This window comes from Paenibacillus sp. M2 (genome assembly GCF_046713495.1).
Taxonomy (GTDB): Bacteria; Bacillota; Bacilli; order Paenibacillales; family Paenibacillaceae; genus Paenibacillus; species Paenibacillus amylolyticus_B.
The window spans coordinates 1204127-1227931 of record NZ_CP169648.1 but is presented as its reverse complement, the minus strand read 5'-3'; the positions used below and the strand labels follow the sequence as shown (position 1 = coordinate 1227931).

Here is a 23805-nt window from a genome sequence, read left to right as displayed (position 1 = left end):
TCCATTTATGTTTTACCTCGGATTCAAGGGAAATGAAAAATTCCATGTTGATCCTTTCACTTCAATTTTCGCCGTAGTTTTTGTACCAACTCTTGCACCGGCAGAAGGGACATTTACTGAAGTCCACCCATAATCCCTTGGAAAAATTGTACCAGAGCTATTTAAATTTATAATTTTTGTTTGATTACTCACTGCCTTACCGTTAATCCCCATACCATTTTGTTGAATCTCCATTTTTTTCTCGGTTACTTTGTATAATGAATCTTGTATTTCTAATCGATAGTCAATTTTGTTTATGTTTATATAACTAAATCCGGGATTATCCAGATTTACAGTATAATAAATTGTCTCATAAAAAATCATACCGTTATTTGAGTCAGATCCATTACCTTTTGTTTGATGATCCGATGATGCTTTAATTTCAGTTTTGAATTGGACTGCTTCTTCTCCAGTTTTTTTATCTATGAGATCATACAGTTTATTGGTTTGTAATTCTTCTACAGAGCCTATTATTTTCTCACCAGTTACATCGTTCTCCATTTTTATCTCCATTTGCGAACTAGATGTAAGGCCAAGAAGACTTGATTCTAACTCTTTTTGATTTAATATACTCTGTTTATCAATCTCAGCATAACTCCTTTTAATAATATACTTTTCAGTATCAAATGAATGTTCGTTTTCCTGTGCAAGAACAAAATTATTCCCCAATGAAATAAGTAATAGAACGGATAATATTATTTTTAAAAATCCCGTTTTTCTCAAAATCATTCCACCTTTCATTATTTTTTTCACCTCGGATTCATGCTAAATGAGAATTCCCACGAATTCGACCCTCTTGTAACTAAAGCAGTTGTTTTAGTTCCTATTCTGGTTATTTGATGATCAAATCGAGTAGCGACCCATCCAAAATCTCTAACCAATATCGTTCCTGAGTTATTTAAATCAACTGTAATAAATTGATCTTTGTACTTATTGTCATTAATCCCTGCCCCTCTTTGGTTGATGAGCATTTTCTTTTGAGTTACTACATACTGTGGATCTTGTCTTTCAAATCTATAATCAATTTTATTAATATTTATATAATCGACAACATTTGTTGTAGCCGTATAATAAATTGTTTGAAAATATTTTAATCCTCCAGATTTATCAATTCCATTGTCACTTGCTTGGTTTTCTGTTGAAGCCATAATTTCTGCTTTATAATGTACAGCTGCCTCACCCGTTTGTTTATCTACTAGGTCATAGAGTTTCTCAATTTCTACATTTTCAATTAAACCAAGGCTAGTTTCACCAGTTTTTGTATCAGTTAACTTAACTTCTCCCAAAGATATAAGACTATTAGAGATTTTGCTTGTTGCATAATTTTTATTAGCTTCATCACTCTCTTGGTGTAGGTTAGAAGATCCTTTGACAATTTCATACTTTTCCTCATCGTAGGTCACATCATCAGCTAGAGCTGAAGAAGACGAGCCAAAAGCGAAAGACGAAATAAAAAAAATAGAAGCCATACATAGTTTCAATAATGAACTATATTTCATACTATTCCTCCTCTTATAAATAATTCTTAAACCATATCATAAAATTTTATAAAAAGTAACAAATAGTGGATTTTATTATAAATTACATACTTTTCACCTACATAATTAGGAGGTTTCAGCTATAAAATTAGTTGTTAATTAATCAATTCGACTGATTTATACCTAATTTAATTACTTCACTTTTTTGTGAATATGAAGATGAAGATCAAATTCATTTATTTTTCTCACAAAAAAACGCGATGAACACACCCACCCTGGGATGTATTCGTCGCGTACAGGTTATATTCCACATAATACAATTATTTCAATCAACTTCACGAGATTCCCCTTCCACTTCCACCCGCTGCAAAAATGTCCGGGTACGTGCAAGCTTCGGATTGCCAAAGATCTGTTCTGGCGGCCCCGCCTCAGCAATCTCGCCGTTATCCATGAAGAATACACGATCCGCAACGTCACGGGCGAAGCCCATCTCATGCGTGACAATCATCATCGTCATATTTTCCTGCGCAAGTTGTTTGATTACGCGTAACACTTCCCCGGTCAGCTCTGGATCGAGTGCCGACGTCGGCTCATCAAACAGGAGAATGTCGGGCTGCATCATGAGTGCGCGGGCAATAGCTACACGTTGTTTCTGTCCACCGGACAGATTGGCTGGATACGCGTCAGCCTTGTCCGACAGCCCTACTTTGCCGAGTAATTCCAGACTGCGCTTCCGGATGATTGCCAAGCTTTCTTTTTTCAACGTCTTTGGTGCGAGTTCCAGATTAGCTTGTACGGTCAGATGCGGGAACAAGTTGAAATGCTGGAACACCATACCCATACGATCCGTCATCTTGCGAATATCCGCGGCACCCACGTAACGACCATTATCGACCAATGTCTGATCCTGAATGCGAATCGTTCCGCCCGAAATATCCTCCAGATGAATCAGGCTGCGCAGCATCGTACTTTTCCCCGATCCCGAAGGTCCGATCACCGCAATCACTTCGCCTGGTTCCACGTTGAAGGATACCTGCTTCAGCACATCAAGTGCACCGAATGATTTTCTCAACTCTTTTACTTCTATTATATGTGTCATATGCAGACAGTCCTTTGATTGATCAGATTTAATTTATTCAAATGAAAACCGCTTCTCCAGCGCCTTGAACAGCAAAGTAAGCACCAATGTTATAAGCAGATACATGATGGCTGCTAAGAAAAAAGGAAACAATTTAGCGTCTCTATTCACTATCCCCTGAGCGTAAGAAAGTAACTCAGGTACAGCAACAGCATACAATAATGCCGTATCCTTGACCAACGTAATGGATTCATTTGCTGTTGCAGGCAATACTACACGAATCATCTGAGGAATAATGACTTTGGTCATTGTCTGCCATTTCGTTAATCCAAGTACCCTTGCCGCCTCATGTTGCCCTTTATCAATAGAAAGCAGCCCGCCCCTGAAGATTTCGGCGAAATACGCCGCATAGTTCAAGATGAACGCAATCGCCGCTGCAACAAAGCGATCAAACACCAAATGCTCGCCAATTACCGGAAGCAAGGGAAGACCAAAGCAGAAGAAAAACACCTGCAGAAGTAGTGGTGTTCCCCGCATCACATAGACGTATGTGTGTGCAATCCATGCAAATGGTTTAAACTGGCTTCTCATGGCAAGTGTTACGGCAAACCCTAGTGGGACGGACAATACGATGGCTATCAAAAACATGATAATTGTTGTCTGTGCACCTTCAAGCATGGGTCTTAAAATGGTCAATATATAATCCCAACTCATTGTTTTGTCTCCTCTAATCTGTTAACCCCGCATTCCTCTGGGGCATAAATCGCTCCAGCGTGGAATACGGGGTCTGTTTTGTTTCAAACTATATATCAGGTGTGTAACCTGCCTATTTCAGAACCTTGTCTTCACCCAACCATTGAGTGGAGATTTTAGCTGCTGTTCCATCTGCATTCAGCTCATCCAGCGCTTTTTGCAGTTGATTCAGAAGCTCTTCATTGCCTTTTTTGATACCAATGCCGTATTGTTCCGGTGCAAGAGATTCATCCATCAGTTTGAATGTCCCCTCTTCCTTGGACATGTAGTATCTCGCGACCACTTCATCAATGATGACCGCATCCAGACGTTTTGTTTTCAAGTCCGTCAGCGCAAGCACGTTATCTTTGAATTCGGAAGCTTTTACTTTATCCTTCAGGGGACTAGCTGCCAGTGCATCTGCCGCCGAGGACAGCGCCTGCAATCCCACATTTTTGCCATCGAGTTCATCCAGCTTTGTAATTGGCGAGTCTGCCAAGGTAATAGCTACCTGACTGTTTTCCAGATACGGCTTCGTGAAGAGCACTTTCTCTTTACGCTCATCCGTAATGGTGTACCCGTTCCAGATCATGTCGATCCGGCCACTGTTCAGCTCTGACTCTTTGGAAGACCAGTCGATTGGCTGGAATGTAATTTCTTTACCCATTTTCTCCGCTGCAGCTCTTGCGTAATCAATATCAAAACCAACAATTTCATTCTGCTCGTCCCGGAAGCCCATTGGAGCAAACTTGTCATCAATTCCTACAACAATCGTGTTATCGTCTTTGCTTGCGGAACTGGAACAACCAGCCACGATCAATACACATATGCTAATGAATAATAGTAGAATCGCTTTTTTTCTCATCTCTCGAACCCCCCATGTCTATAACCAAAACCCAAACGCTTTAGTTCGTTACCACGTTATCAGAGATTTATAATAACATAGCATGGAAGAAGAGTCGAGTCTCTTGCCTATTTCCTTCTATTTCATGCAACTTAATTGTCAACAATTTGTGAAAAAGCTTCTTTCACTTGCACCGGTTCCACCAGCTTGTCGCGTACAATCGAATTCCATAATTCCGGGTTCTGAAGCTCCTTTAATTCCGTACCTGTCCATTGTTGGGCGGCTTCACGACGTAAGGTATGGCTTGTATTCTCTAACTGGTAGACGACCTGCTCCAGATTATCGATCATCACAAAGTTAGCAATCGCATTATATACCAGTATTCGCTCAAGTTCCTCTGCATCCATCTCATGCGTATTCAAGCTATAATTCACTTGAGCCGTGAACGTCTCCGGGTACAGTTGGTAACCATTCAATCTTTCACGTAAAGGTAAAGCCTGATTCAGATGACTAAGGTTTGAATTATCACCCATGTAGGGACTGCGATATTTCGCTAAAGCGGCAAAATCATGCGTCAGCGGGTTCTGCTGCTCTGCTTCATACCGATCCTGCTTTGCCTCGATACCCGGGTTAACGACACCCTCAACGTACACAAGGCCAACCACACCGAGAACAACGAGTGCAATAATCCATATATTTTTCCCTCTCATGACACATCACTCACTTCATATTTGCTAATGATCCGATACGCACGATGCACTACCAAAGGAATAATAACGCTTAGTAACGGGATGGCAAAGGCAATGACGATCACAGCAAACTGATAGGGTCCATCCACCTGAATGGGTCGATTAAACCAGATGTTGCTTCCAAATCGCAACGCTGCCTGCGTTCCCCATAGTACGAGTATTAATGCCGCCCACAACCACCATATTCTGCGATTCCACTGCACTAAGGCAGGGATTCGAATAACCGTTGTTTTCACGGAAGTTGCAGAATCGTTCGACTTGTTAATCAACAGATATAATACATATGTGCCACCAACAATGAGACTCACTATCATAAGCAGATTGTTTATGGCGGAGCCTTGCATCAGCACTCTCATTGGAATGGTAATGATCCAGGCTATGAGGCTATAAATCAGAGCAGACTGCAACAACGCTGTCCAGTAAGGAACACGTTCTACCCTTCGATGGTCACTCATCACTTCATCCATACCAGCGATATGCTGAATGGCGGTCTGGAACGCCTTCTCTTCACTCATCCCCTGCGAGATATAATCGTCAATCCGTGCAGCGAGATTGCTGTGAATCTCTTCTTTTAATTCTCGGTTGTCTAATGTATCTTGTGCTTGAGCGAACAAACGATTCACATGACGGGTGATGCGAGCTTCCAATCTCATAGTTCTTCATCTCCTTTTTCTTCAGTGACAATCATGCAATCAATCAGCGCTTTGGCTGCTTGCCAAGCATGAACCTGCTCTCTATAGGCTTCGAGGCCTTGCGTTGTAATTCGGTAATATTTGCGTCGTCCTCCCTGCGTCTCTTCCCCCCAGTAGGACTCCACATATCCACTCTTCTCCAGCCTCTTCAAACTGGAATAAAGCGTGGGTTCCTTCAGTTCAAACTGCTCTCCGCTCTTGCGATAGATTTCCTTAATGATGCTGTAGCCATAGTTATCTGCGGGTATAAGTACACTGAGAATGATGGGGTCAATATTGCCCCGAATCAGATCACTGTTAATCACTTGCACATCCATCTGTGAGTTTCACCGACTTTCTTCCATCCTGCGTATACTATAAGACATATTACTATGTCTGTAAAGGTAATATGTATCACATGGTAAATATACTTCAAATCGAGCAATATTCCTCACTTGCTTTTCATCTGGATACAAATGTACCACCTGACGAGTTCACTCTGGTCGAGTATGTAAATGGGAAGGCACGTCCCATCTCTTTGCGAGAAGGTTCATTCCAGTTGGAACAGGAAAAATGAACTCATTATTATGGAGCCTTTGCCCGGTGGATATCCCCTAAAAATTCGCAGGTTTCCTTGGGTGATACTTCTTTTGCCTTTGTTATCCGTGGTGTCGAAAAAAAATAAAAACAAACAGGGCCCCTCCATTTGGAGAGGCCCTACATATTTTCACCTACTGCTGTACTTTCTCACGATCTTTGCCTTTATCGGATTCACCTGCGTTTTTGTTGGCAGCATCCCGATCCTGTTGCATTTCTTCAACGGTTTTTACTTTAAGACGTGCGGCCCCTTCATACGACTTCGTCGGAATCAGATTGCCAGCAGCCAGCCTTGCTTCAGCGGCTGCAATAGCGTCACCATACTGCGGCAACCACTGAGCCTGTGCAACCAGCATTTCGTCGACCATCTGCCAGATCTCTTTTGGGTTACATACGGCACCCACGAGCGGGTCCATCATGAACGCCTGACGAAGTAATTGGTCGTCTCCGTTCACAGCAGCTTCAACCGCAAGCCGTTGCACGGAAATGCTCACATTACATACCGCGGCTGGTCCCAGTGGCAAATCGCCTACATGCGGCATGGAAATGCCGTTGCGATCCACATATCCCGGTGCTTCAATAATCGCATCATCTGGCAGGTTCGAGATTACTCCATGATTAACGGTATTGAAATGTCCACGATAGACACGTCCCGTCTCCAGCCCTTCGATAATATAGGAACCATGCTCCTCGCCCCGTTTTTCCGGAATGAATTGCATCGGTTCATCCTTCATCCAGTTAGGAAAATCAGTCTCGAACCAGTTGCGCCCCTCCGTACATACCCGCAGATAGCCACCCGTCTCTCCATTGATCCAGTTGCCCAGGTCGATCCATTCGTTGATCTCTTCCGGACGTTTGCGGTACCACGGCACATATTCACTCAGGTGACCATTCGATTCCGTACTGTAGTATCCGAAGCGGCGCAGCATATCGATCCGTACTTTTTCGGTGCGGCTATACTCCGGATGTTTTTCGAAGGCTTCGAGAAGATTACCTGTAAGGTCTTTGCCTTCATGAGAAGCCTGAACATACCAGGTCTGATGGTTGATGCCGGCACAGACAATATCCACTTCACTCTTTTTCAATCCAAAAGCTTCAGCAATCTGATGATGACCATGTTGTACCCCATGACACAGTCCGATCGTCCGCACACCACCATACTTATTGCAAGCCCATGTGAGCATTGCCATCGGATTGGAATAGTTCAAGAGCAGCACGTCAGGTGCGCTATGTTCACGAATATCTTTACAGATATCCAACATCTCAGCGATTCCGCGTTGTCCATACATAATGCCACCTGCACACAGCGTATCGCCGACACATTGGTCTACCCCGTATTTCAGTGGAATATCCACATCTGTTGCAAATGCCTCCAGTCCCCCGACACGAATCGTACACAGTACGTACTTCGCATCTTTCAATGCTTCTTTCCGATTCGTTGTCGGCTGAATCTGAATATTCAATCCATTCTCCCGGATATCCCGCTGACATAGCTCAGTCACCATATCGAGATTGTGCTGGTTAATATCACAGAATGCAATTTCAATGTTGTTAAACTCTGGTACCGTCAGCAAATCCCTTAGCAATCCTCGTGTAAATCCGATACTTCCTGCCCCGATAAACGCCACTTTAAACGACATGCCTATATCCTCCCCTAATCCGAATCTTTCGCTTCGGTTAATGACTCTCTTCATGAAATCATTGTACCAACGCCAATAGGGGAAGCGTTATCAAAATCATGACCTGTTCAAGTCCCTGTTGTCAAAAATCCTAACTTATTCATTCGTCGGGTACTGACTAAAATGTCGTTCCATAGAGGAGCGAAATTCGACCGGAGTCATTCCCGTCGTCTTCTTGAACAACATATGAAAATACTGACGACTGCCTACCCCAACATAGTCGGAGATCTCCGAAATCGGAATATTCGTCTGCTGAAGCAGCATCTTGGCCTTCTCCATTCGAAGCATCGTCAGGTAGTCGGTAGGTGTGCGCTTCGTGTGCTGACGAAAAATACGATGTAAATAGCCTGGATGCAGATTAACTGCTGCCGCGATATCCTTCATCTGAATGTTGCGATCCATATTGTGATGCATGAATTCAATGGTTCGTTTGACATACAACTCCGCCTGATCTGGCGCGCTTCGGCTCATTTCTCCGCGCAGACGCGCAACACGGACCAGCAACTGGATAAACAACGTACGCACCAACATTCCCTGTTCCGGGGACGAGAGATTCCGGGCTTCGCGGTGATGTGACCTTTCATCTGGTGGAATGATCTTCATCGGCACAGTTGATCTTCCTTGCTCCAGTAGACCACGCTGATCGAGTTCCAACACCAGACTTTTCATAATGTGGTACACCTCTTCCGGATCAGGCAGTACCAGATATGGCGAAGCATTAGTGAGTAGAGTGTGAACTTCTTCCTCCTCCAGCGCGAGCTGACGGATGGATAGCTGTCCGGGAGGTGAGCCTGAGAATCCAAACTCCACATTGAGCATCCGGCAAGGCACGCCATCTTCCACCAGTAAACGGTGCGGGACGCCAGCATCGAGCATAATGAACTGCCCCTTTTTCAGAACAGCCTGTTCCGAACTCCCATCCGGCATCTGCACATCCACCCGGCACATTCCCGAAATAATATACATGATCTCCGTGGAATCATGATGGTGATAGGACATACGGTAGTTGTCCCATTGCTTGTAATAATACGCGTAAAAACGCGGCCCGCAATCCTCTGTTCGCAATGCCTCCTGATACAGGCTTCCTGTCCAGCGCTTCGAGATGCTCATGTATATACCTCCAGTCCTGCAACGATCGATCCTCACTTTTCTCCATTGTAACAATTATGTAGGTTGGATATAAACATCCTGACTAAAATGATGAGTGTGTTTTATAATTAGACAGATATATAATTAGTTTATCATCTAATGATTTGTTTGAACTATTTTTACTTAAGGAGGTTTCCAATTATGAGTACCACCTTTCATCTGGTGAGGCACGGCCTCAAAGAACGACGAATCGGTGATGTCCCCCTCACTTCCGAAGGGGCTTTACAAGCCGAAGCCACAGCACTTCATTTTGCCAGAGCTGCCCTTACTGTTACTAAAATTCTTACCAGCCCACTTCGGCGTGCCCAAGAAACTGCAAATATGATTGCCCGCCATACCCATGCCCATATAACCGAAGATCCTCGCCTGCGTGAACGTGCCAATTGGGGAGATTGTCCCGATCAATCATTCGAAGAATTCATTGCGATGTGGGATCGATGCACATCTGACCCCGATTACATTCCACCCGTGGGAGACTCGGCCAAACAGGCAGGTGAACGTCTGGCCTCCCTCCTGACCGAATTGGCTAATGAAGAGCAGGAGAACCGTAACATTATTGTCGTTGCACATGGAGGACTCATTACTGATTTTCTGGTGCAAACCTTTACCGAGCGCGAGCTTAACGTCTTGCATTCCGATTTTATAGCTATGCAGAACCAATTGATCCCTGAGTGCTCTATCACCACACTAATCCATGATCAAGGAAACTACACCATTGAAGCGTTCGCTTCTACCGAGCATCTAAACTTCAACGATGTAAAAGAATGATGTAACACGGATGGATTGGAACACACCAAGCTCTACCCGCAGAGCCTCATGTAAAAAAGCTCTGAAGCCTCCATGTGCCGAGACACATGGGAGACTCCAGAGCTATAGAGCACTTCAAAATGCTTTAGTGCCTACTCGTAAGCATTGACGTCGCTTCTTTACGTTACAAATCTGATCGAGTTTTACGCTTTCTTACTATTGCGGATCCGGCCTGTTTATTTCCCGCCCTTACCTGGCGTGTAGAACTTAGGTAGCGTTACCTTCGACCAGTCGATATCCGATGCCATGTAGAAGGACGGATAGGAAGGCTGGTTGTATCCACTGTTCTGTCCGGCAATGCCCACGCGATACATCGCATCATGCATCAGGGTGTACAGCTTGCGGTCTGTCTTCTCGGTACTCAGATAGATACGGATCGCTGAGCTGTCGGTGGTTCTCACCAGCATCTCTTCCCGCCAATCCCCGAAAATATCAGCTACAAGAGAAGGTGTACCTTTGGTGTGATTGTTGGTCAATGTGCCTGTTGCCGTCAGCAACGTGCCACGATTCCAATCCTTGATGGTTGGGGTAACATCAATCGCACCATCTACGATCTGTGTCGTCATATCGCCAGCCCAGCGGATATTCATATTCGTGCCCGGTGCCTGATCACTGATTTTCTGCCCCTGTGCTGTCCACAAGCCTACAGCCCATGTCTCCAGACCGCGACGGGTTGGATCAACATCCCCCACCATGCCGCGTCCCGTATCTTTCCCTGTGTATCCACCATAGATCACTTCTCCGGTCTTCGCATCCCGTAAGGAGTAGCCATATGGAGCCCACGGACCACCCTCGTGTACCATGAAAATCTCAAGTCCCGGACGATTCGGGTCAATATCTGCCACATGAAGTGCGTCCCCATGACCCAGACGGGCAATCGTTCCCGGTGCAGCACTCTCGGCAGGCATGAGATCTGTTGAGCTGTACAGCACGCTGCCGTCATGATCAATCGTAGCCGAGCCATAGATGATCTCCTGTTTGCCGTCTCCATCCACATCCGCCACACTGAAATAGTGCGCACCCTGAGTTGTGATGGAACCATACTGCGGATCTGTACCATCTACGCCGTGTGGTCCGTCATTGAATGGGTTCTTCATCGGCGTCCAGCCGCTGTCCACTTTCCATTCCTTTTTCAGCTTCTTGCCGTCCCAATTGTAGGCAACCATCGTCGAACGTGTATAGTATCCGCGTGCAAAGATTGCAGACGGTTTCTTGCCGTCCAGATACGCCACGCCTGCCAGGAAACGGTCTACCCGATTCCCGGGTTCGATCCGTGCCATCGCATAATCGCCCCACATCAGGCCATCATCATGACGCTCAGGTTCATAGGGAATGGTTTCCAGCTCTTTACCTGATTTACCTTCAAATACTGTAACGTACTCCGGTCCATCCACGATAAAACCCTCAAACTTGCGCAACTCATTTCGGTTGCTACGTTCTACCGCATAGACATCAATGAAGTAATCGGCCAAGCTCTCGGCATCCTGCTGAGATAATGGATAGTTATACTTTTTCTCCATTCCAAAAGCCTCTTCCAACGTCGCAGGCCAGTTCCCCTTCACAACCTCATCATGTTTATGCCAATTTCTGAACATATCCACCACGTGATCGTAGTACCCATCAGCACTTAAACGATAATCATCTTCGTTCGAGTACCCTGCCTTGCGATCCTGCTTCGGAAGCGTGATGTACTTCTCGGAGGTTACTTTTCCTTTTTTGTTATATTTGATAATCTTCGTTCCCGGAGCGGTCTTGAACATCATCTCAGCTTTGCCATCCCCGTCAAAATCATAAACGAGCATCTGTGTATAATGAGCACCTGCACGGATGTTGACCCCAAGATCGATTCGGTACAGCAACTGTCCGTCCAAGGTGTAAGCATCAATGTAGGTTTTACCGGTGTATCCTTTTTGCGATACGTCCTTGGCGTTGGAAGGGTCCCATTTGACGAAAAACTCATATTGGCCATCCCCATCCACATCACCCACGCTCATGTCATTGGCAGAATACGTATAGGCTTCTCCGGCCGGCGTCACGCCATCAGCAGGTTTTTGCAGTGGAATATCCACATACCCGTTCGCCCAAGGTTTGACGGATGCACTGCGTTTGCTCTCCTTGCCCTTCTTGTTCACCGCTGCCACTTCATAACGGGAAGACGATTTGCCCGTTGCATCTACATAGTTGGTGCTGTCGGTGACGGTAGCGATCTTTTTGCCATCACGATAGACGTTAAAGTCCGTACCTGTCAGCCCTTTGTCGCTATACCCTGTAGCCTCATCACCCAGCAATCTCCAGCTGAGAAACACACCTTCAGATGTCGAAGCAGCCACCAGACCTCGATCCAGATATTCCAGTTGAATCTCTTTCATGTGACTGCCCCCCTTATGTGATTGCAGGCCACTCTCCGTCGCCCCATTACCGTTGGAAGCTTCCGCTCCCGTAACGGCAGCTGTTCCTCCAATGAGCAAAGCTACGCTAAGTGCCGAAGAGAGCACCTTGGCTGCAAGTGGCATACGAGCCTTCCTGCGACCGGATTGCTGACTTGAAGCCGATCCTTTATGTACCGGCGCTGTTGTTTCTAAGTTCATCCACCTTCACGCTCCTTGAGACAGAATGGGTAACGCATATACACATTGATGATGATTGGACGTTCGTTAATCCACACAGACCTTCTTCGAAAGAAGGTTTCAACCCATAATGATTACGCTTACAAAATTAAAAAAGAGAAATCAGCTTGCCCGACTACCAGAGTGCCGTCCCCCTTCCATTCTCTTTCCAATCGGAGCGAGGAGATCCCGCCCATCGGGTTCTATTATAGACATCCTGCCTGCCATACCCTAGGCAAATATCCGTCCAAAACGATTAATAATCAGTGTTTTTAGGAGTCATTTGGAAAATCAACCCGATGACGCTTCGGTCGGAAGGGTGATTTAAGCTCACCGCCAAGTTTTTTCTAACGAGTCTCACACACCCTATTGGGGCGTTAAACTCCAACAACGAATCCTAACGAATCTCAGCAACCTTATTTGGACCAAATCGGGTCTAAACGGGGCAAAATCCACCCAAATTAACTGAATAGCGTGTCTACGATTCGTTAGAATTTTCAACTGTATCAATTCAACTAAATAGTGTGCCCTCTGTTCGTTAGAAAGAAAGAGGGTTGCCCCTCCCCTTGATTATTTTCATGACCAGAGGACAGCCCAGCCTGATACGCCCGCTCTTACATCCCTAATTACGGATCTTCAAGCGATTCTAAATACATTTTCATGTGAGAACTTCAATCTAGAATGACTCTTGTAATGCATAGCAAAAAACCGCGATCCTCTAACACACAGAGGATCGCGGTTAAGACTGTTACAAATAAAGTTTAAGGCTCAATACCCCATACCAGGTTTCCACCTTGGTGGAGTGTTACCTTGTTCCAATCCTGATAGGATGTTTTCGTTGGATCGAAAGAGTAGTCATTCGTCTCGTCAAAGTTGGACCAGTCCGTTTTGTACATGCGAAGCTGGATGTCTCCAGTCTGTCCACCAGCCTGAATGCTGCCAGCGGCAGATGTGAAGCTCAGCTCCACATACGAGTCTGTGAAGGTCCGCTGGATATTGGTTCCACCAACTTGAGCGTAATCGATGGCAGAATCCATCGCAGCCGAGCCTTCTTTGGAAAAGTAGTATCTGATCTTCAGATCACTCAGATTCACAGCAGTACTACCCAGATTTTTGATGTTGAAATACGGTTTGATCTGGCTATCCTGAGCATTGGTATCTCCAGCACGATATTGCACAACAAGGTCACTGGTTGGTACAACGACACTTTGAGGTGTCGCGGAAGCTACAGCGGAATTGGCGCTTTGCCCTGCTGCATTCACTGCACTTACCACATAATGATACGTTGTGCCGTTCGTGAGGGCAGTGTTTGTGTAGGACGTACCGCTCACATTCGCGGCGATCGTTGTGAACGGACCTGTTGCACTCAGTGCGCGTTTCACATCATAACTTGTTGCACCTGTAGAAGCGGTCCACGTCAGGCTCACCTGTGCATTGCCTGCAGTTGCTGTGAGAGCAGTCGGTACAGCTGGCGCCGTTACACCTGCAACAGGTGTAGCTGTTGCTGTTGCAGAGTTAACACTTTCACCTACTGCATTTGTTGCCGTTACCACATAATAATAGGTTGTACCATTGATCAGACCGGTGTTGCTGTAAGATGTTCCACTTACATTAGCTGCAACTGTTGTGAATGGACCTGATGCACTTAGTGCCCGCTTCACACTATAACTTGTAGCCCCTGTGGAAGCAGTCCACGTCAAGGAGACTTGAGCGTTACCGGCAGAAGCTGTCAATGCTGCTGGTGCTGCCGGAGCTGTTGTTCCACCCGGAGGGTTGCCTCCACCGTTACTTGCAGGAAGTACAGGGAATGCGTTTTTCACCAGTGCCACGAATTGATCATGGAACCAGTGACCCGATACCGGAGCATTAGGCAACGCACCTGTTAATACACCATCCCGAGTTGTGAAGGTTGGATCACACATCCGGTCGAAACCTTTGCCTTCGTTATTCGGAATTTCGGAGCTGGAGCCATCGGATTCACCCGGAGGTTTCACCCATACATAAGCATCCAGATGCGCTGGTCCTGGTGCAGCCTTAGGTGCTTCACCAATACCTGCGCCACTGGCATTACACCAGTTCCCCCGATGCTCCCGGCGATCTACACGTCCGGAATTCACATAATCATTAATGTTGCTGCCCGTAGCGGATGCTGGACGGTCTACCCCGCCCCAGCCGTTCCGGCTAGTATCGATCAGGAAACCTGTGCTGCTTGGCCAGCCGGCTTGTACGAAATCGGCATACAGCGCAGCAGTGAAATCGGTTTCGTCAAAATAAGGATTCCACTCATAAAACTTGGCCGATTTAATCGGTTGTCCACCGATATTGAGATCCGGGTTGGACAGGTTCGGCTCTCCCAACGGTGTGGTGTTCGCTGTATTCGTAATGAAACCATCTGCACTGCTCAGACCCGCGGCTGTCCCTTGTACAACACTTGTATACAGCGCGACTGCTGCAGAGCGGTTGTTATCCCAGCCAAGCCAGCCGGAGTGACCGATATCCAGATAGTTGTACACATTCGGAATGGCGTGCAGCTTGTCCAGTGCATACTTCACACCCGCCTCATAGATACCTGTTGAGCTGGCTTGACCACAAGCTGGTGTACTCAGGTTGGTCACAAGGTTAGGCAGACTGTCCGGTTCAATGACAGCAATAATGCGAATATCCTGATACTTCGGATCTGCGAAGATATCTGCGAGCACATCAATATAATCCGTTTTATAGGTCTGCAGTGCCGCCTGTGTTAGTGGAAGTTCACCATTTGATGCAAGTGCATGACAATCCCGTCCGGGCAGATTGTAAATAACAAACGAAGCGGTGATCGGTGTACCCGGTTTCTTTTGAGCGAGAACGGCATCAAGATGTTGCTCTACACTTTTGCGACCAGCGTTGTCCGTACCGCCATAGATTGCAGCAATCCGGTCAACCCATACTGCGGTTGGATACGATTTGACGGTCTCCATCTTGGCCTTCAACGACGCATCGTTGGTCAGTGCAATGGACGTATCCACGAGAGCTGAATAGTCCTGATTCAGATAGGCCGTTGCCCCTACAAATGGATTATCCACATGTGCTTCAGCCGCCTGAGCCAAGCCTGGAGACAGTCCAGGGAAAATCCCCGCCGCGAGCAGCGTTGCTGCCAACATTTGCTTTACACCTTTGCGCAGGATCTTCTTACCTCTCGATTTGGTTTTCAATTTAGTCTTCATAGTTCCACCTTTCCTTTAGTTAGATTGGGTTGTACTCATGTCTGATCCTCTGTGTCATTATGATGCTTAGCACGAAGAGAACGTTCGGATGAGTTGGTTGTATCACCTCCAAAAGAAATGGTTGTATCACTGGAATCTTGAGCAAACAAATGGTGTGTGAGGGCGAATCATGTGAATGAGTATAATATGGTGGGTGTGGTTGAACGTGTGTTAGACATGAAGAAGTGTGAAAAATGACGTATGGGATGTCTGAATCCTAAATTCGGTAAGCGCTTTCTTCAAACAGTTAAAAAAAAGGCCTTCGCCTATCCATCTACAAACATGATGTTTGGTGTCACCTCCTTATGTTCTGATTATACGACATGTAAATTTTACTGTAAATTGAATTATATAAATTTAATTATATTTTTTTCCATAATTCAGGCAGGATTCTGGACATCCCTTGCTCCAAAAGACACACGAGGTCCATCCTGGCAATCTGCCACAATGAACCTCGTGTTTTACAATGCCGAATTTACCCGCTCGTCTAGCTAGTCATTACATATAATGCCTTATTCTTAAATTCCTACATCTAAGGCAAAACGACAATGTCTCCCGGTTTCAAGCCACTAACTACTTCCGTCTTGTCCCCCGATTCCATTCCAGCCTGGATCGTCAGCGGCTCGGTCTGTCCATTGCCCTTGTCTAACAGTACGTAAGGCTCGGTCTGATCCCGCATAATCGCCAGGCTGGACACAACCGTCACTTTATCCTTCCGCATCGTCTCGATATCGCCTTCCAGACTCACGCCTCCATACATTCTGGCGTCAGGCTTCAGATCAATGACCACGTCAAACTGGGATGCTTGCTTGAGGTCCGTATCCGTACTCTTGCGGGCGAATTTGGATACCTTGCTCACCTTCCCGGTGAATTGCAGGTCTTTCTGTGCTGTCATTCGCACCTTAACCGGCATGCCCACCTTGAGCCTGAACATTTCTTCCTCACCAACAATCGTCATAAATTTCAGTTTGCTGATATTTGTAATGGACCCGATCAGCTGTCCTTCCGTCACCGCACGTGTCTTGCTATCCTCTTCATTCATCTGAAATATACCGGAAGCGGAAGCATACACAACAGACTTACTTATTACTGCCTGCTTTTTCTGTATCTCCTTCTCCTTGAGGACCAGCGCTTTTTGATTCAATTCATTCGTCAGGCGTTTACCTTCCCGATCTGCAAATGCCTTCTTGCGCTCCTCTTCCGTCACGCCAAGCGTCTCACTCATATTCGCCTGATCCAGGCTAACCTGATTCATCTTATTTTCCAGCTGGGCTTTCTCCAGATCACTCTGCAACTGTTCTACTTCTGTTTGTAACGTGGAAGTGTCGAGGGTAAACAGGATATCGCCTTTGCTCACCTGCTCACCACTTTTCACGTGCCACTGCTTGATGTTGGAAGCATACGGAGCGAAGATATCCGTCTGATCGGTGTATACGGATTTCCCTTTCACCTGTATCGTTTGCGTCATCGTTTCCTGTGTCACATCAAAAGTAATCGGGGGCGGAATCTCTATAGGTGCCTCCGGTTTTGGCTTGTACTTTTCATACAACCAGTACCCTGCACCTGCCAAAAGTACAACGGTGATGATGATTTTAATCCATTTCTTCATGTGCCCAATTTCCCTTTCGCTGATAAAATTACATTGATTTGATCACAGTTAATGCATTGGTTCGAGATGCGCTGATTGCCGGATATATACCTGATACAATGCCAACCAGAACAGCAAAAACGATGCCGAGTGGCAGAGCGGATTGCTGAATAACGACGGTCATCGGACCATTCATCTGATCTGCCATCTGACTCGCCAGCAGACTGTTCACCCCGCCGAGGGCAGCAAAGGCAATCCCCACACCAGCCACGCCGCCCATTAATCCAAGCATCGCTGCTTCCGTAATAAACATCTGACGGATCTGCCACAGATTTGCGCCCAGCACCTTCATCACACCAATCTGTTTACGACGCTGATGCGTAGACATAATCATCGCTACAATAATGGATAATGAGGCCAGCAGCATGATAAAACCGCCGATTCCCAATGCCGCTTTTTGGTACATTGCCAGTTGACCTGACATCGCTTCTTCCTGGAACAGATTACTCTGTGTATTTAAAGTCAGCTTTTTAATCTGTTCTTCCACCTGGGATACATAACGTTTGTCCTCAACCTTGACCAGAGCCGAGTTAAGATGCTTGGCCGCACTGCTGTCGGCCTGCTGTAATCCAAGCTCATCCTGCAATGCACGAGCTGTATCGAGCGGCAGATATACTTTTTTATCGTTTTGAGCGCTCATCTCATCCATGTTGGAAGGCTTCGTCAACTCTCCAGACACGCGTATAGAGCCACTCATTTTGGTTTTGCTTGCATTCGCATAATCTTCATATCGGAACTGAACCAGCTGCTGAACCAGCTGATCCTGCTTGGCGGACATTTCCATAAACTGTTCCAAAAGCTCGTTGTTATATGGATCAGCATTCAACTGCTCGAATAACTTCTGAGTTACTTTGGGGTCCACGAGTCCGAATGCAGCCCCATAACTGGTTACCGCCATACGACCATCCTCTGCCCCACGTCCCTCAGCATACTTGTATCCAAACCCGCCCAGGGTCTCCAGCTGGGTACCAATGACCTCAACATACGTGCTGCGACCATCCGGAAGCACCATTTCCAGCGAATCCAGCTTTAACATGGGAGCCACGGCAACAACATGGGGAAGTCTTTGGATAATCTGAATCTTTTCCAACGTCAAAGCTCCTCGTTCAAACTTCGATGTCTGACTATTCCCCTTGCCGTTCCCGGTACGTATGCCTTCATTGGGCGTAATCGTGATTTCATCCATCTTGTAATTGTCGTTCAATGTTTTCTCGCTATAGGTCTGTACGGACTGCCCTACGCTAAGTGCAATAATCATGGCGGCAGAACCAATGGACAGCCCCATCATACACAGCAGTGTGACCATTTTTCTGCGAATGATCTGTCCCCAGGCCATACGTGCTACATCCCGTATTCTCACATTTCCTCTCCTTTTGCCTCAAACTTCCCTTACAGCCTCTTCGACCAGTATTCCATGTTGCAGTGTAAGCACAACTTGCATCTGCTCCGCGACCTCTGCTTCATGTGTCACAATGACAAAGGTTGTATTCATATCCCGGTTAAGCTGCTGCAAAATCGCAATAATCTCTTCCTCCGTCTCGGTATCCAGATTCCCGGTAGGCTCATCTGCAAAGATAACCGAGGGTTCGGTAATAAGCGAACGTGCAATACTGACACGTTGTTGTTGGCCACCCGACAACTGGGACGGGAACAAGTTTGCTTTTTCACCCAGTCCCACTTGTTCCAGCAACTTCAATGCTTTTGCTTTGCGTTTCGAAGGGCTTATCCCCATAAACACCAAGGGTAATTCTACATTTTCCCGGATCGTAAGATTGGACAGCAGTTCATAGGATTGAAAAATAAACCCAATATGACTGCGCCTGAACTCAGCCAGGCGATTTTCACTGAAACGTACAATATCTTGTCCCGCAATGAGAATCTTGCCCTGATCCGGTTTCATCAGCCCCGCCATCAGATTCAGTAGTGTGGATTTACCCGAACCAGAACTGCCCAGCAGGGCTACCATCTTGCCTTCTCCAATCGTCAGGTTGATATCCTGAAGCACCGGCACGGTTCCCTGGCCATTGCGGAACGAGTGGGATAATTGTTCAACTTGAAGCATTACTACATTTCTTCCTTTCTACTTGCTAAATATGTACAGAGGTTGTTCAAAAAGATTCGCGTAGCACATTCCCTTTTCATTATAGGGTGGAGATGTATCTGGGCTGGCCGGAGTTGTATCCAACTTGTAACATGTCATAACAAAAAGACCTTGTCCGCAGAGCAGCTATCACTCCATCAGACCAAGGTCTTATATTCGTATACCTTCCGCAGCTTACCAGGCTCTGAAACTAAAGCGGTACATTTCACTTTTATCCACTGAGCTGCTTACAGCAAATAATTCATCGTCATTCCATTTCAGACTGATGAAGTTATCAATATTGCGATAGATCACCGTATCCGACGAAATTTTGCTGTCATTCAGGTAGGCAACATGCAACTCATTCTTCTGATTCTGACTGTCCATCGGGAAAAAGTAAGCTATTCGGGATTCATCTGCATCCAGATCGAAGCTCCAGATCGAACCTTGTAATAACAGATCATACTGCTCCTCTGCTGCATGATACCGATACAGGCCCTGTACCTTATTCATCGTTCCCTGGATGAGCATGTCACCATTTTTCAGCAACTTGTACTGTTGAATGTCTTCCATTGCAGCATACGCCTTCACTTCATGCTCATCCTCAAGCGATACACGATAGATGGCATACTTGTCTTTCAGCATCACCAGTATATAAAACTGCTCGTGATCCCCACTGACCTGCAACACATCCATAACGATAAACGTATCACTCGAACCTTTCCCTTGTCTTGGTCCTGTGAACATGCTCATCAGCTCTTCATACGTGTAGATGACATGACTCTTCCCCTGGCTCAGATCAACTTGTTTAAATGACAGATCATCCTGACCGATGTAGGAGTCGTTCCCTACAAACACTCGATAATACGAGTTGTCGTACGGAAGTTTGCGACGTTCCCCGCTCTGTATCATATACTCATACGTTGTCTTCTGCGTCTGACCTGCCCGATACTGGGAGTATATGATTTTTTTGTGATCCGGACTGATCGTTACACCGTAATCCGTATTAGCCGCAATGTTCTTCACTTCCTTATCATCCAGATGCAGGAGAGACAGCTTGAGCCCTGAATAGGAAAATTCCGGTTGATTAAATATAATCGTATTCCGGTCTAACACTTCAAAATCAAAGATCGCAAAGTCATTTGGAATCTTGGTAGCCGACTCGATCTGAATCGTACTGCTAGGTGGTGGTGCCAGACGGCTGTTGAACTGCTCACTTGGCAAAATCACCGTTCTTGGTTTGAGATTTCCGAGACTGAACAGGCTCACAATCCCAAAAATTCCGCTGACAAATGCGATCAACAACCCTGACAGCATCAATCTGTCACGGTTTTTACGCCAAAATCCAGGATGTCTCATGCGTTCATTTCCCCCGGAAGACTGATATTCACTTGTGTCCCTTCCCGCATGATGCTCTTCATCTCCACTGTTCCTCCATGACGCTCAACGATGTTCTTCACAATAGACAAGCCCAGTCCGGCGCTGCCCTTCTCGGCTCTGTTGATTCCTTTATCCTGGTAAAAGGGTTCAAATACATGATGGAGCGCTTCAGCTCCGATTCCTTCCCCCTGATCACGGATCACAATAGCAATAGAATCACCTAACCGGAAGGACTGTACTTCGATAATGGAGTTCACATCACTGTACTTGACCGAATTATCCAGGATGTTGAGGAAGACCTCCTTCAACTTATCCCGATCTCCCTGTAAATACTGATGTTCCTCCAACTCATAGTGAATGCCTATATTGTACTTGCTCGCCTTAATCGACATGTCCTCGCAAGCTTCACGAATAATATCTGATATATCGATACGTTCGAACCGGTATGCCTGAATGACCGCAGAAGAGACCGACACCTCCAGAATATCCGCAACCATCGTGTTAAGACGCTGGCTTTCCTTGATGATATAATTCATGCCTTTGTCGAAAAAGTCCTGGTCGGTAAATCCGTTATCCCGTAAAATCTGGGCGTATCCCAGAATCGTCGTTAAGGGTGTCTTCAATTCATGCGTCACATTATCAAAAAAAACTTTGCTTCGCGCCTGTACTTGCTTCACTTCGTCCCGCTCTCGCTCAATCACATCAATCTGCTCCCGTACCCGATCAATCATGACGGTGAAGCTTGAAGCCAATTCACCGATTTCATCCTTGGTTGTAATCTGAATGTCCGCATTCAAACTTCCATGGGCCACTTCCGCAGAACGTTTCGTCAGTACACGGATGGGTTGTGTAATTTTCCGGGAAATAAAGATGGATGCGATAAATACAAATACAAAAATAACCGCTGCAAACAGCTTGATCGTATTCTGGAACCGGAGATTGCGTTTGTACAAGTCGGTGTAATCCTTCTCCAACTGCACAATTCCAATCAATTGTTGATCCATCTGAAGCGGGAAGGACAGACTGGAGGTGACCCGACCTTTATCCACAACTGTGGTATAAGCGATCCGGGATTGTATGGCTTCCTCCACATCAGGATGGTCAGAGCGCTTAGCAACGTTAACCTTGCTACCAGCAGATCCGTAGGGCGAAGCATCGGGACGGTATACCGTAATCTCCCCACCAACGGCTGATCCAATCTGCTCCGCGAGCTCGCGACTTCCTGCTTCGAGCGAGTCTCTGCTCATGCGTTTATTATGAATCAAGAAGTACTGATTCAGCGCGATATCCAGATTTCTTTTGGATTGCACCATATCCTCATGCACTTCCCGGTACATATTCTCCTGGGCTACCTTATTGGACAGAATCAGCAGGACGGAGAATCCGATAAATACAATGACCGAGAATAGCACCACCATTTTAAACTGGATCGTCCACTTCATGTCTGTACCTGAATATTCAGCTTGTACCCCACACCGAATACCGTTTCAATCATCGAAATGCCTTGCACACCACTATCCAGTTTCTTACGAATCCGTTGCACATGAATGTCCACTGTTCGGGTATCCCCTGCAAAATCAAATCCCCATACCTTATCCAGCAGTTCAGAACGTGTATGAACCTTACGATGATGGGTCACGAGAAATAACAACAGATCATATTCTTTATTCGTGAGTCCTGCCCGTTCCCCGTCTTTCCACACTTCCCGTTCATCCTTGCGGATCTCAATATGCTTGCCTAGCCTTACCACCTCATAGGACTGATTCTCCAGTGTCTCGCTGATCAGATCAATCCGTCGAAAAATCGCCCGAATGCGCGCAACCACCTCACGGATATCAAAAGGCTTCGTGATATAATCATCCGCCCCAAGCTCCATGCCAAGCACCTTGTCCAGCATGTCCGACTTGGCGGTAATCATGATGACGGGTATCTTGGAATTCACGGATAGTTGCCTGCACACATCAAAACCACTCATGTCTGGAAGCATCAGATCCAGCAGGATCAGATCCGGCTTCGAATCCCGAAGCAGATCCAGGCCCTCTTTTCCCGTAGCTGCTTCCTTGATCTCAAATCCTTCCTTACGTAACGAATAGGACAAAATATCGCGAATGGACTCCTCGTCCTCAATAATTAAAATCTCTTTTTGTCTCATGATACTTTCGTAATCTCCCTGCTCTATGAATTTCCTTCATCTGCCTTTATTTTGTATCCCAAGCCGTATGCTTGAATAGAGGGAAGCACGAAATGTTACAACTCCGATACAACTCTGAACCTTTTGGAAACAACCTCCCGATATACTTGAATCATAAGAGACTTATACCAGACCGGACCCAAGCCTGATCTGTATCCAAGGGGGATTCACATCATATGAACAGCACACAAATTAATGATGCTTATGTCAACTATAAATCAGAAATCACAAGGTATCTATCCCATATCGTCAAACAACCGCAAGATGCAGAAGATCTGGCACAGGATTGTTTCATTCGACTAATGAACGTTACCGTGGATATCCCTGAAGATCGCATTCTCTATTATCTCAAACGCATTGCCCGTAACCTGGCGATGGACAGCTTCCGCAGGCGGACCCGTACACTCAGACGAGACAGTCGTCTAGAGGTGCCTACCCATCACGTCGATACATCCCACCTTGAAATTAGCGAGGGTGTTCATGATCTTGTCTCCCATATTAACAACACCGAACATCGTAAAATATTAGAACTTCGGCTCATCCATGGATACTCCATTAAGGAAACAGCAGAGCTGGTGAACCGTAGTGAAGGTATGATTAAATCCTCTGTCTTCCATGCCGTCAATCGAATTCGGGCCAAAGTCATCTCATAAGAGATGGCTTTTTATTTGCGTAAAATCAATATACACGCAGAAATGAATGGATTATGACGGGACCGAAATACCTATGGATATGTCAAAAGACCCAATTTTACAAATATCGAGTTAATTTTTACAAATTGTTATGACTATGTGAGATTTTCGTGTGGTAGAATATGGACGAACTCATGAAT

General features: G+C 46.0%; 21 protein-coding genes. 3 read left to right on the top strand and 18 right to left on the bottom strand.

Translation table 11 applies throughout. The features are described from left to right. Window positions 1-12 precede the first annotated feature (12 nt). The 8 genes from ACETMN_RS05575 to ACETMN_RS05540 form a co-directional block, all read right to left on the bottom strand. Window positions 13-792: a hypothetical protein gene (locus ACETMN_RS05575; RefSeq protein WP_411735871.1), complete on the bottom strand. Its 780-nt coding sequence runs from the start codon at window positions 790-792 to the stop codon at window positions 13-15. Continuing rightward, window positions 789-1538 carry a hypothetical protein gene (locus ACETMN_RS05570; RefSeq protein WP_411735870.1) on the bottom strand — a complete coding sequence of 250 codons (750 nt, stop codon included), beginning with the start codon at window positions 1536-1538 and terminating at the stop codon, window positions 789-791. The genes ACETMN_RS05575 and ACETMN_RS05570 overlap by 4 nt, the downstream gene beginning before the upstream one ends. A 304-nt stretch (window positions 1539-1842) precedes the next feature. Then, window positions 1843-2616 carry an amino acid ABC transporter ATP-binding protein gene (locus ACETMN_RS05565; protein WP_411735869.1) on the bottom strand — a complete coding sequence of 258 codons (774 nt, stop codon included), beginning with the start codon at window positions 2614-2616 and terminating at the stop codon, window positions 1843-1845. Window positions 2617-2649: 33 nt separating this feature from the next. Then, a complete protein-coding gene (locus tag ACETMN_RS05560; RefSeq protein WP_091015756.1) occupies window positions 2650-3309 on the bottom strand; it encodes an amino acid ABC transporter permease in 660 nt (219 codons plus the stop codon). A 112-nt stretch (window positions 3310-3421) separates the two neighbouring features. Continuing rightward, the gene (locus ACETMN_RS05555; protein WP_036606344.1) at window positions 3422-4192 is read right to left on the bottom strand and encodes an amino acid ABC transporter substrate-binding protein; all 771 of its coding nucleotides are present in this window, start codon (window positions 4190-4192) and stop codon (window positions 3422-3424) included. Window positions 4193-4323: 131 nt separating this feature from the next. Further along, window positions 4324-4881, bottom strand: coding sequence for a DUF4825 domain-containing protein (locus tag ACETMN_RS05550; RefSeq protein ID WP_411735868.1), 558 nt, complete (start codon window positions 4879-4881; stop codon window positions 4324-4326). Continuing rightward, window positions 4878-5573: a permease prefix domain 1-containing protein gene (locus ACETMN_RS05545; protein WP_411735867.1), complete on the bottom strand. Its 696-nt coding sequence runs from the start codon at window positions 5571-5573 to the stop codon at window positions 4878-4880. The genes ACETMN_RS05550 and ACETMN_RS05545 overlap by 4 nt, the downstream gene beginning before the upstream one ends. Further along, window positions 5570-5929, bottom strand: a complete 360-nt coding sequence (locus ACETMN_RS05540; RefSeq protein WP_411735866.1) for a PadR family transcriptional regulator — start codon at window positions 5927-5929, stop codon at window positions 5570-5572. The genes ACETMN_RS05545 and ACETMN_RS05540 overlap by 4 nt, the downstream gene beginning before the upstream one ends. Before the next feature lie 80 nt (window positions 5930-6009). Here ACETMN_RS05540 and ACETMN_RS05535 point away from each other — a divergent pair, with 80 nt between their 5' ends. After that, the gene (locus ACETMN_RS05535) at window positions 6010-6168 is read left to right on the top strand and encodes a hypothetical protein (RefSeq protein WP_411735865.1); all 159 of its coding nucleotides are present in this window, start codon (window positions 6010-6012) and stop codon (window positions 6166-6168) included. A 154-nt stretch (window positions 6169-6322) separates the two neighbouring features. Here the strand turns inward: ACETMN_RS05535 and ACETMN_RS05530 are convergent, their stop codons facing one another. Then, entirely contained in the window at window positions 6323-7828 is a 1506-nt protein-coding gene (locus tag ACETMN_RS05530; RefSeq protein WP_411735864.1) for an alpha-glucosidase/alpha-galactosidase, read from the bottom strand. Between the two features lie 135 nt (window positions 7829-7963). Then, window positions 7964-8977, bottom strand: a complete 1014-nt coding sequence (locus ACETMN_RS05525) for an AraC family transcriptional regulator (RefSeq protein WP_411735863.1) — start codon at window positions 8975-8977, stop codon at window positions 7964-7966. A 180-nt stretch (window positions 8978-9157) separates the two neighbouring features. On the opposite strand from ACETMN_RS05525, the gene ACETMN_RS05520 reads away from it, so the two are divergent. Continuing rightward, window positions 9158-9784, top strand: a complete 627-nt coding sequence (locus ACETMN_RS05520) for a histidine phosphatase family protein (protein WP_091015767.1) — start codon at window positions 9158-9160, stop codon at window positions 9782-9784. Between the two features lie 215 nt (window positions 9785-9999). Here the strand turns inward: ACETMN_RS05520 and ACETMN_RS05515 are convergent, their stop codons facing one another. The 8 genes from ACETMN_RS05515 to ACETMN_RS05480 form a co-directional block, all read right to left on the bottom strand. Then, complete coding sequence (locus ACETMN_RS05515; RefSeq protein WP_411736402.1) at window positions 10000-12336, bottom strand: rhamnogalacturonan lyase; 2337 nt, start codon at window positions 12334-12336, stop codon at window positions 10000-10002. An 854-nt stretch (window positions 12337-13190) separates the two neighbouring features. Beyond that, window positions 13191-15635 (bottom strand): glycoside hydrolase family 6 protein, encoded by a 2445-nt coding sequence (locus ACETMN_RS05510; protein WP_411735862.1) that lies wholly within the window; start codon window positions 15633-15635, stop codon window positions 13191-13193. 571 nt (window positions 15636-16206) lie between these two features. Beyond that, the gene (locus ACETMN_RS05505) at window positions 16207-17283 is read right to left on the bottom strand and encodes an efflux RND transporter periplasmic adaptor subunit (RefSeq protein ID WP_192132791.1); all 1077 of its coding nucleotides are present in this window, start codon (window positions 17281-17283) and stop codon (window positions 16207-16209) included. 28 nt (window positions 17284-17311) lie between these two features. Further along, window positions 17312-18682, bottom strand: a complete 1371-nt coding sequence (locus ACETMN_RS05500; protein ID WP_091015771.1) for an ABC transporter permease — start codon at window positions 18680-18682, stop codon at window positions 17312-17314. A gap of 18 nt (window positions 18683-18700) precedes the next feature. Then, a complete protein-coding gene (locus tag ACETMN_RS05495; protein WP_091015773.1) occupies window positions 18701-19384 on the bottom strand; it encodes an ABC transporter ATP-binding protein in 684 nt (227 codons plus the stop codon). 213 nt (window positions 19385-19597) lie between these two features. After that, a complete protein-coding gene (locus tag ACETMN_RS05490) occupies window positions 19598-20761 on the bottom strand; it encodes a hypothetical protein (RefSeq protein WP_411735861.1) in 1164 nt (387 codons plus the stop codon). Continuing rightward, window positions 20758-22224 (bottom strand): sensor histidine kinase, encoded by a 1467-nt coding sequence (locus ACETMN_RS05485; protein WP_192132787.1) that lies wholly within the window; start codon window positions 22222-22224, stop codon window positions 20758-20760. Before ACETMN_RS05485 ends, ACETMN_RS05490 begins: the two co-directional genes overlap by 4 nt. Further along, window positions 22221-22934, bottom strand: a complete 714-nt coding sequence (locus ACETMN_RS05480; protein ID WP_036606313.1) for a response regulator transcription factor — start codon at window positions 22932-22934, stop codon at window positions 22221-22223. The genes ACETMN_RS05485 and ACETMN_RS05480 overlap by 4 nt, the downstream gene beginning before the upstream one ends. A 215-nt stretch (window positions 22935-23149) precedes the next feature. Here ACETMN_RS05480 and ACETMN_RS05475 point away from each other — a divergent pair, with 215 nt between their 5' ends. Further along, complete coding sequence (locus ACETMN_RS05475) at window positions 23150-23626, top strand: RNA polymerase sigma factor (RefSeq protein ID WP_076253376.1); 477 nt, start codon at window positions 23150-23152, stop codon at window positions 23624-23626. The last annotated feature ends 179 nt before the right edge of the window (window positions 23627-23805 follow it).

What these genes read in the sequence shown, in the direction of transcription:
- ACETMN_RS05495 (WP_091015773.1), bottom strand. Translation starts at nt 19,384, where the DNA reads ATGCTTCAAGTTGAACAATTATCCCACTCGTTCCGCAATGGCCAGGGA.
- ACETMN_RS05530 (WP_411735864.1), bottom strand. Translation starts at nt 7,828, where the DNA reads ATGTCGTTTAAAGTGGCGTTTATCGGGGCAGGAAGTATCGGATTTACA.
- ACETMN_RS05570 (WP_411735870.1), bottom strand. Translation starts at nt 1,538, where the DNA reads ATGAAATATAGTTCATTATTGAAACTATGTATGGCTTCTATTTTTTTT.
- ACETMN_RS05475 (WP_076253376.1), top strand. Translation starts at nt 23,150, where the DNA reads ATGAACAGCACACAAATTAATGATGCTTATGTCAACTATAAATCAGAA.
- ACETMN_RS05480 (WP_036606313.1), bottom strand. Translation starts at nt 22,934, where the DNA reads ATGAGACAAAAAGAGATTTTAATTATTGAGGACGAGGAGTCCATTCGC.
- ACETMN_RS05485 (WP_192132787.1), bottom strand. Translation starts at nt 22,224, where the DNA reads ATGAAGTGGACGATCCAGTTTAAAATGGTGGTGCTATTCTCGGTCATT.
- ACETMN_RS05555 (WP_036606344.1), bottom strand. Translation starts at nt 4,192, where the DNA reads ATGAGAAAAAAAGCGATTCTACTATTATTCATTAGCATATGTGTATTG.
- ACETMN_RS05520 (WP_091015767.1), top strand. Translation starts at nt 9,158, where the DNA reads ATGAGTACCACCTTTCATCTGGTGAGGCACGGCCTCAAAGAACGACGA.
- ACETMN_RS05540 (WP_411735866.1), bottom strand. Translation starts at nt 5,929, where the DNA reads ATGGATGTGCAAGTGATTAACAGTGATCTGATTCGGGGCAATATTGAC.
- ACETMN_RS05490 (WP_411735861.1), bottom strand. Translation starts at nt 20,761, where the DNA reads ATGAGACATCCTGGATTTTGGCGTAAAAACCGTGACAGATTGATGCTG.
- ACETMN_RS05535 (WP_411735865.1), top strand. Translation starts at nt 6,010, where the DNA reads ATGGTAAATATACTTCAAATCGAGCAATATTCCTCACTTGCTTTTCAT.
- ACETMN_RS05515 (WP_411736402.1), bottom strand. Translation starts at nt 12,336, where the DNA reads ATGCCACTTGCAGCCAAGGTGCTCTCTTCGGCACTTAGCGTAGCTTTG.
- ACETMN_RS05560 (WP_091015756.1), bottom strand. Translation starts at nt 3,309, where the DNA reads ATGAGTTGGGATTATATATTGACCATTTTAAGACCCATGCTTGAAGGT.
- ACETMN_RS05510 (WP_411735862.1), bottom strand. Translation starts at nt 15,635, where the DNA reads ATGAAGACTAAATTGAAAACCAAATCGAGAGGTAAGAAGATCCTGCGC.
- ACETMN_RS05545 (WP_411735867.1), bottom strand. Translation starts at nt 5,573, where the DNA reads ATGAGATTGGAAGCTCGCATCACCCGTCATGTGAATCGTTTGTTCGCT.
- ACETMN_RS05565 (WP_411735869.1), bottom strand. Translation starts at nt 2,616, where the DNA reads ATGACACATATAATAGAAGTAAAAGAGTTGAGAAAATCATTCGGTGCA.
- ACETMN_RS05505 (WP_192132791.1), bottom strand. Translation starts at nt 17,283, where the DNA reads ATGAAGAAATGGATTAAAATCATCATCACCGTTGTACTTTTGGCAGGT.
- ACETMN_RS05525 (WP_411735863.1), bottom strand. Translation starts at nt 8,977, where the DNA reads ATGAGCATCTCGAAGCGCTGGACAGGAAGCCTGTATCAGGAGGCATTG.
- ACETMN_RS05550 (WP_411735868.1), bottom strand. Translation starts at nt 4,881, where the DNA reads ATGAGAGGGAAAAATATATGGATTATTGCACTCGTTGTTCTCGGTGTG.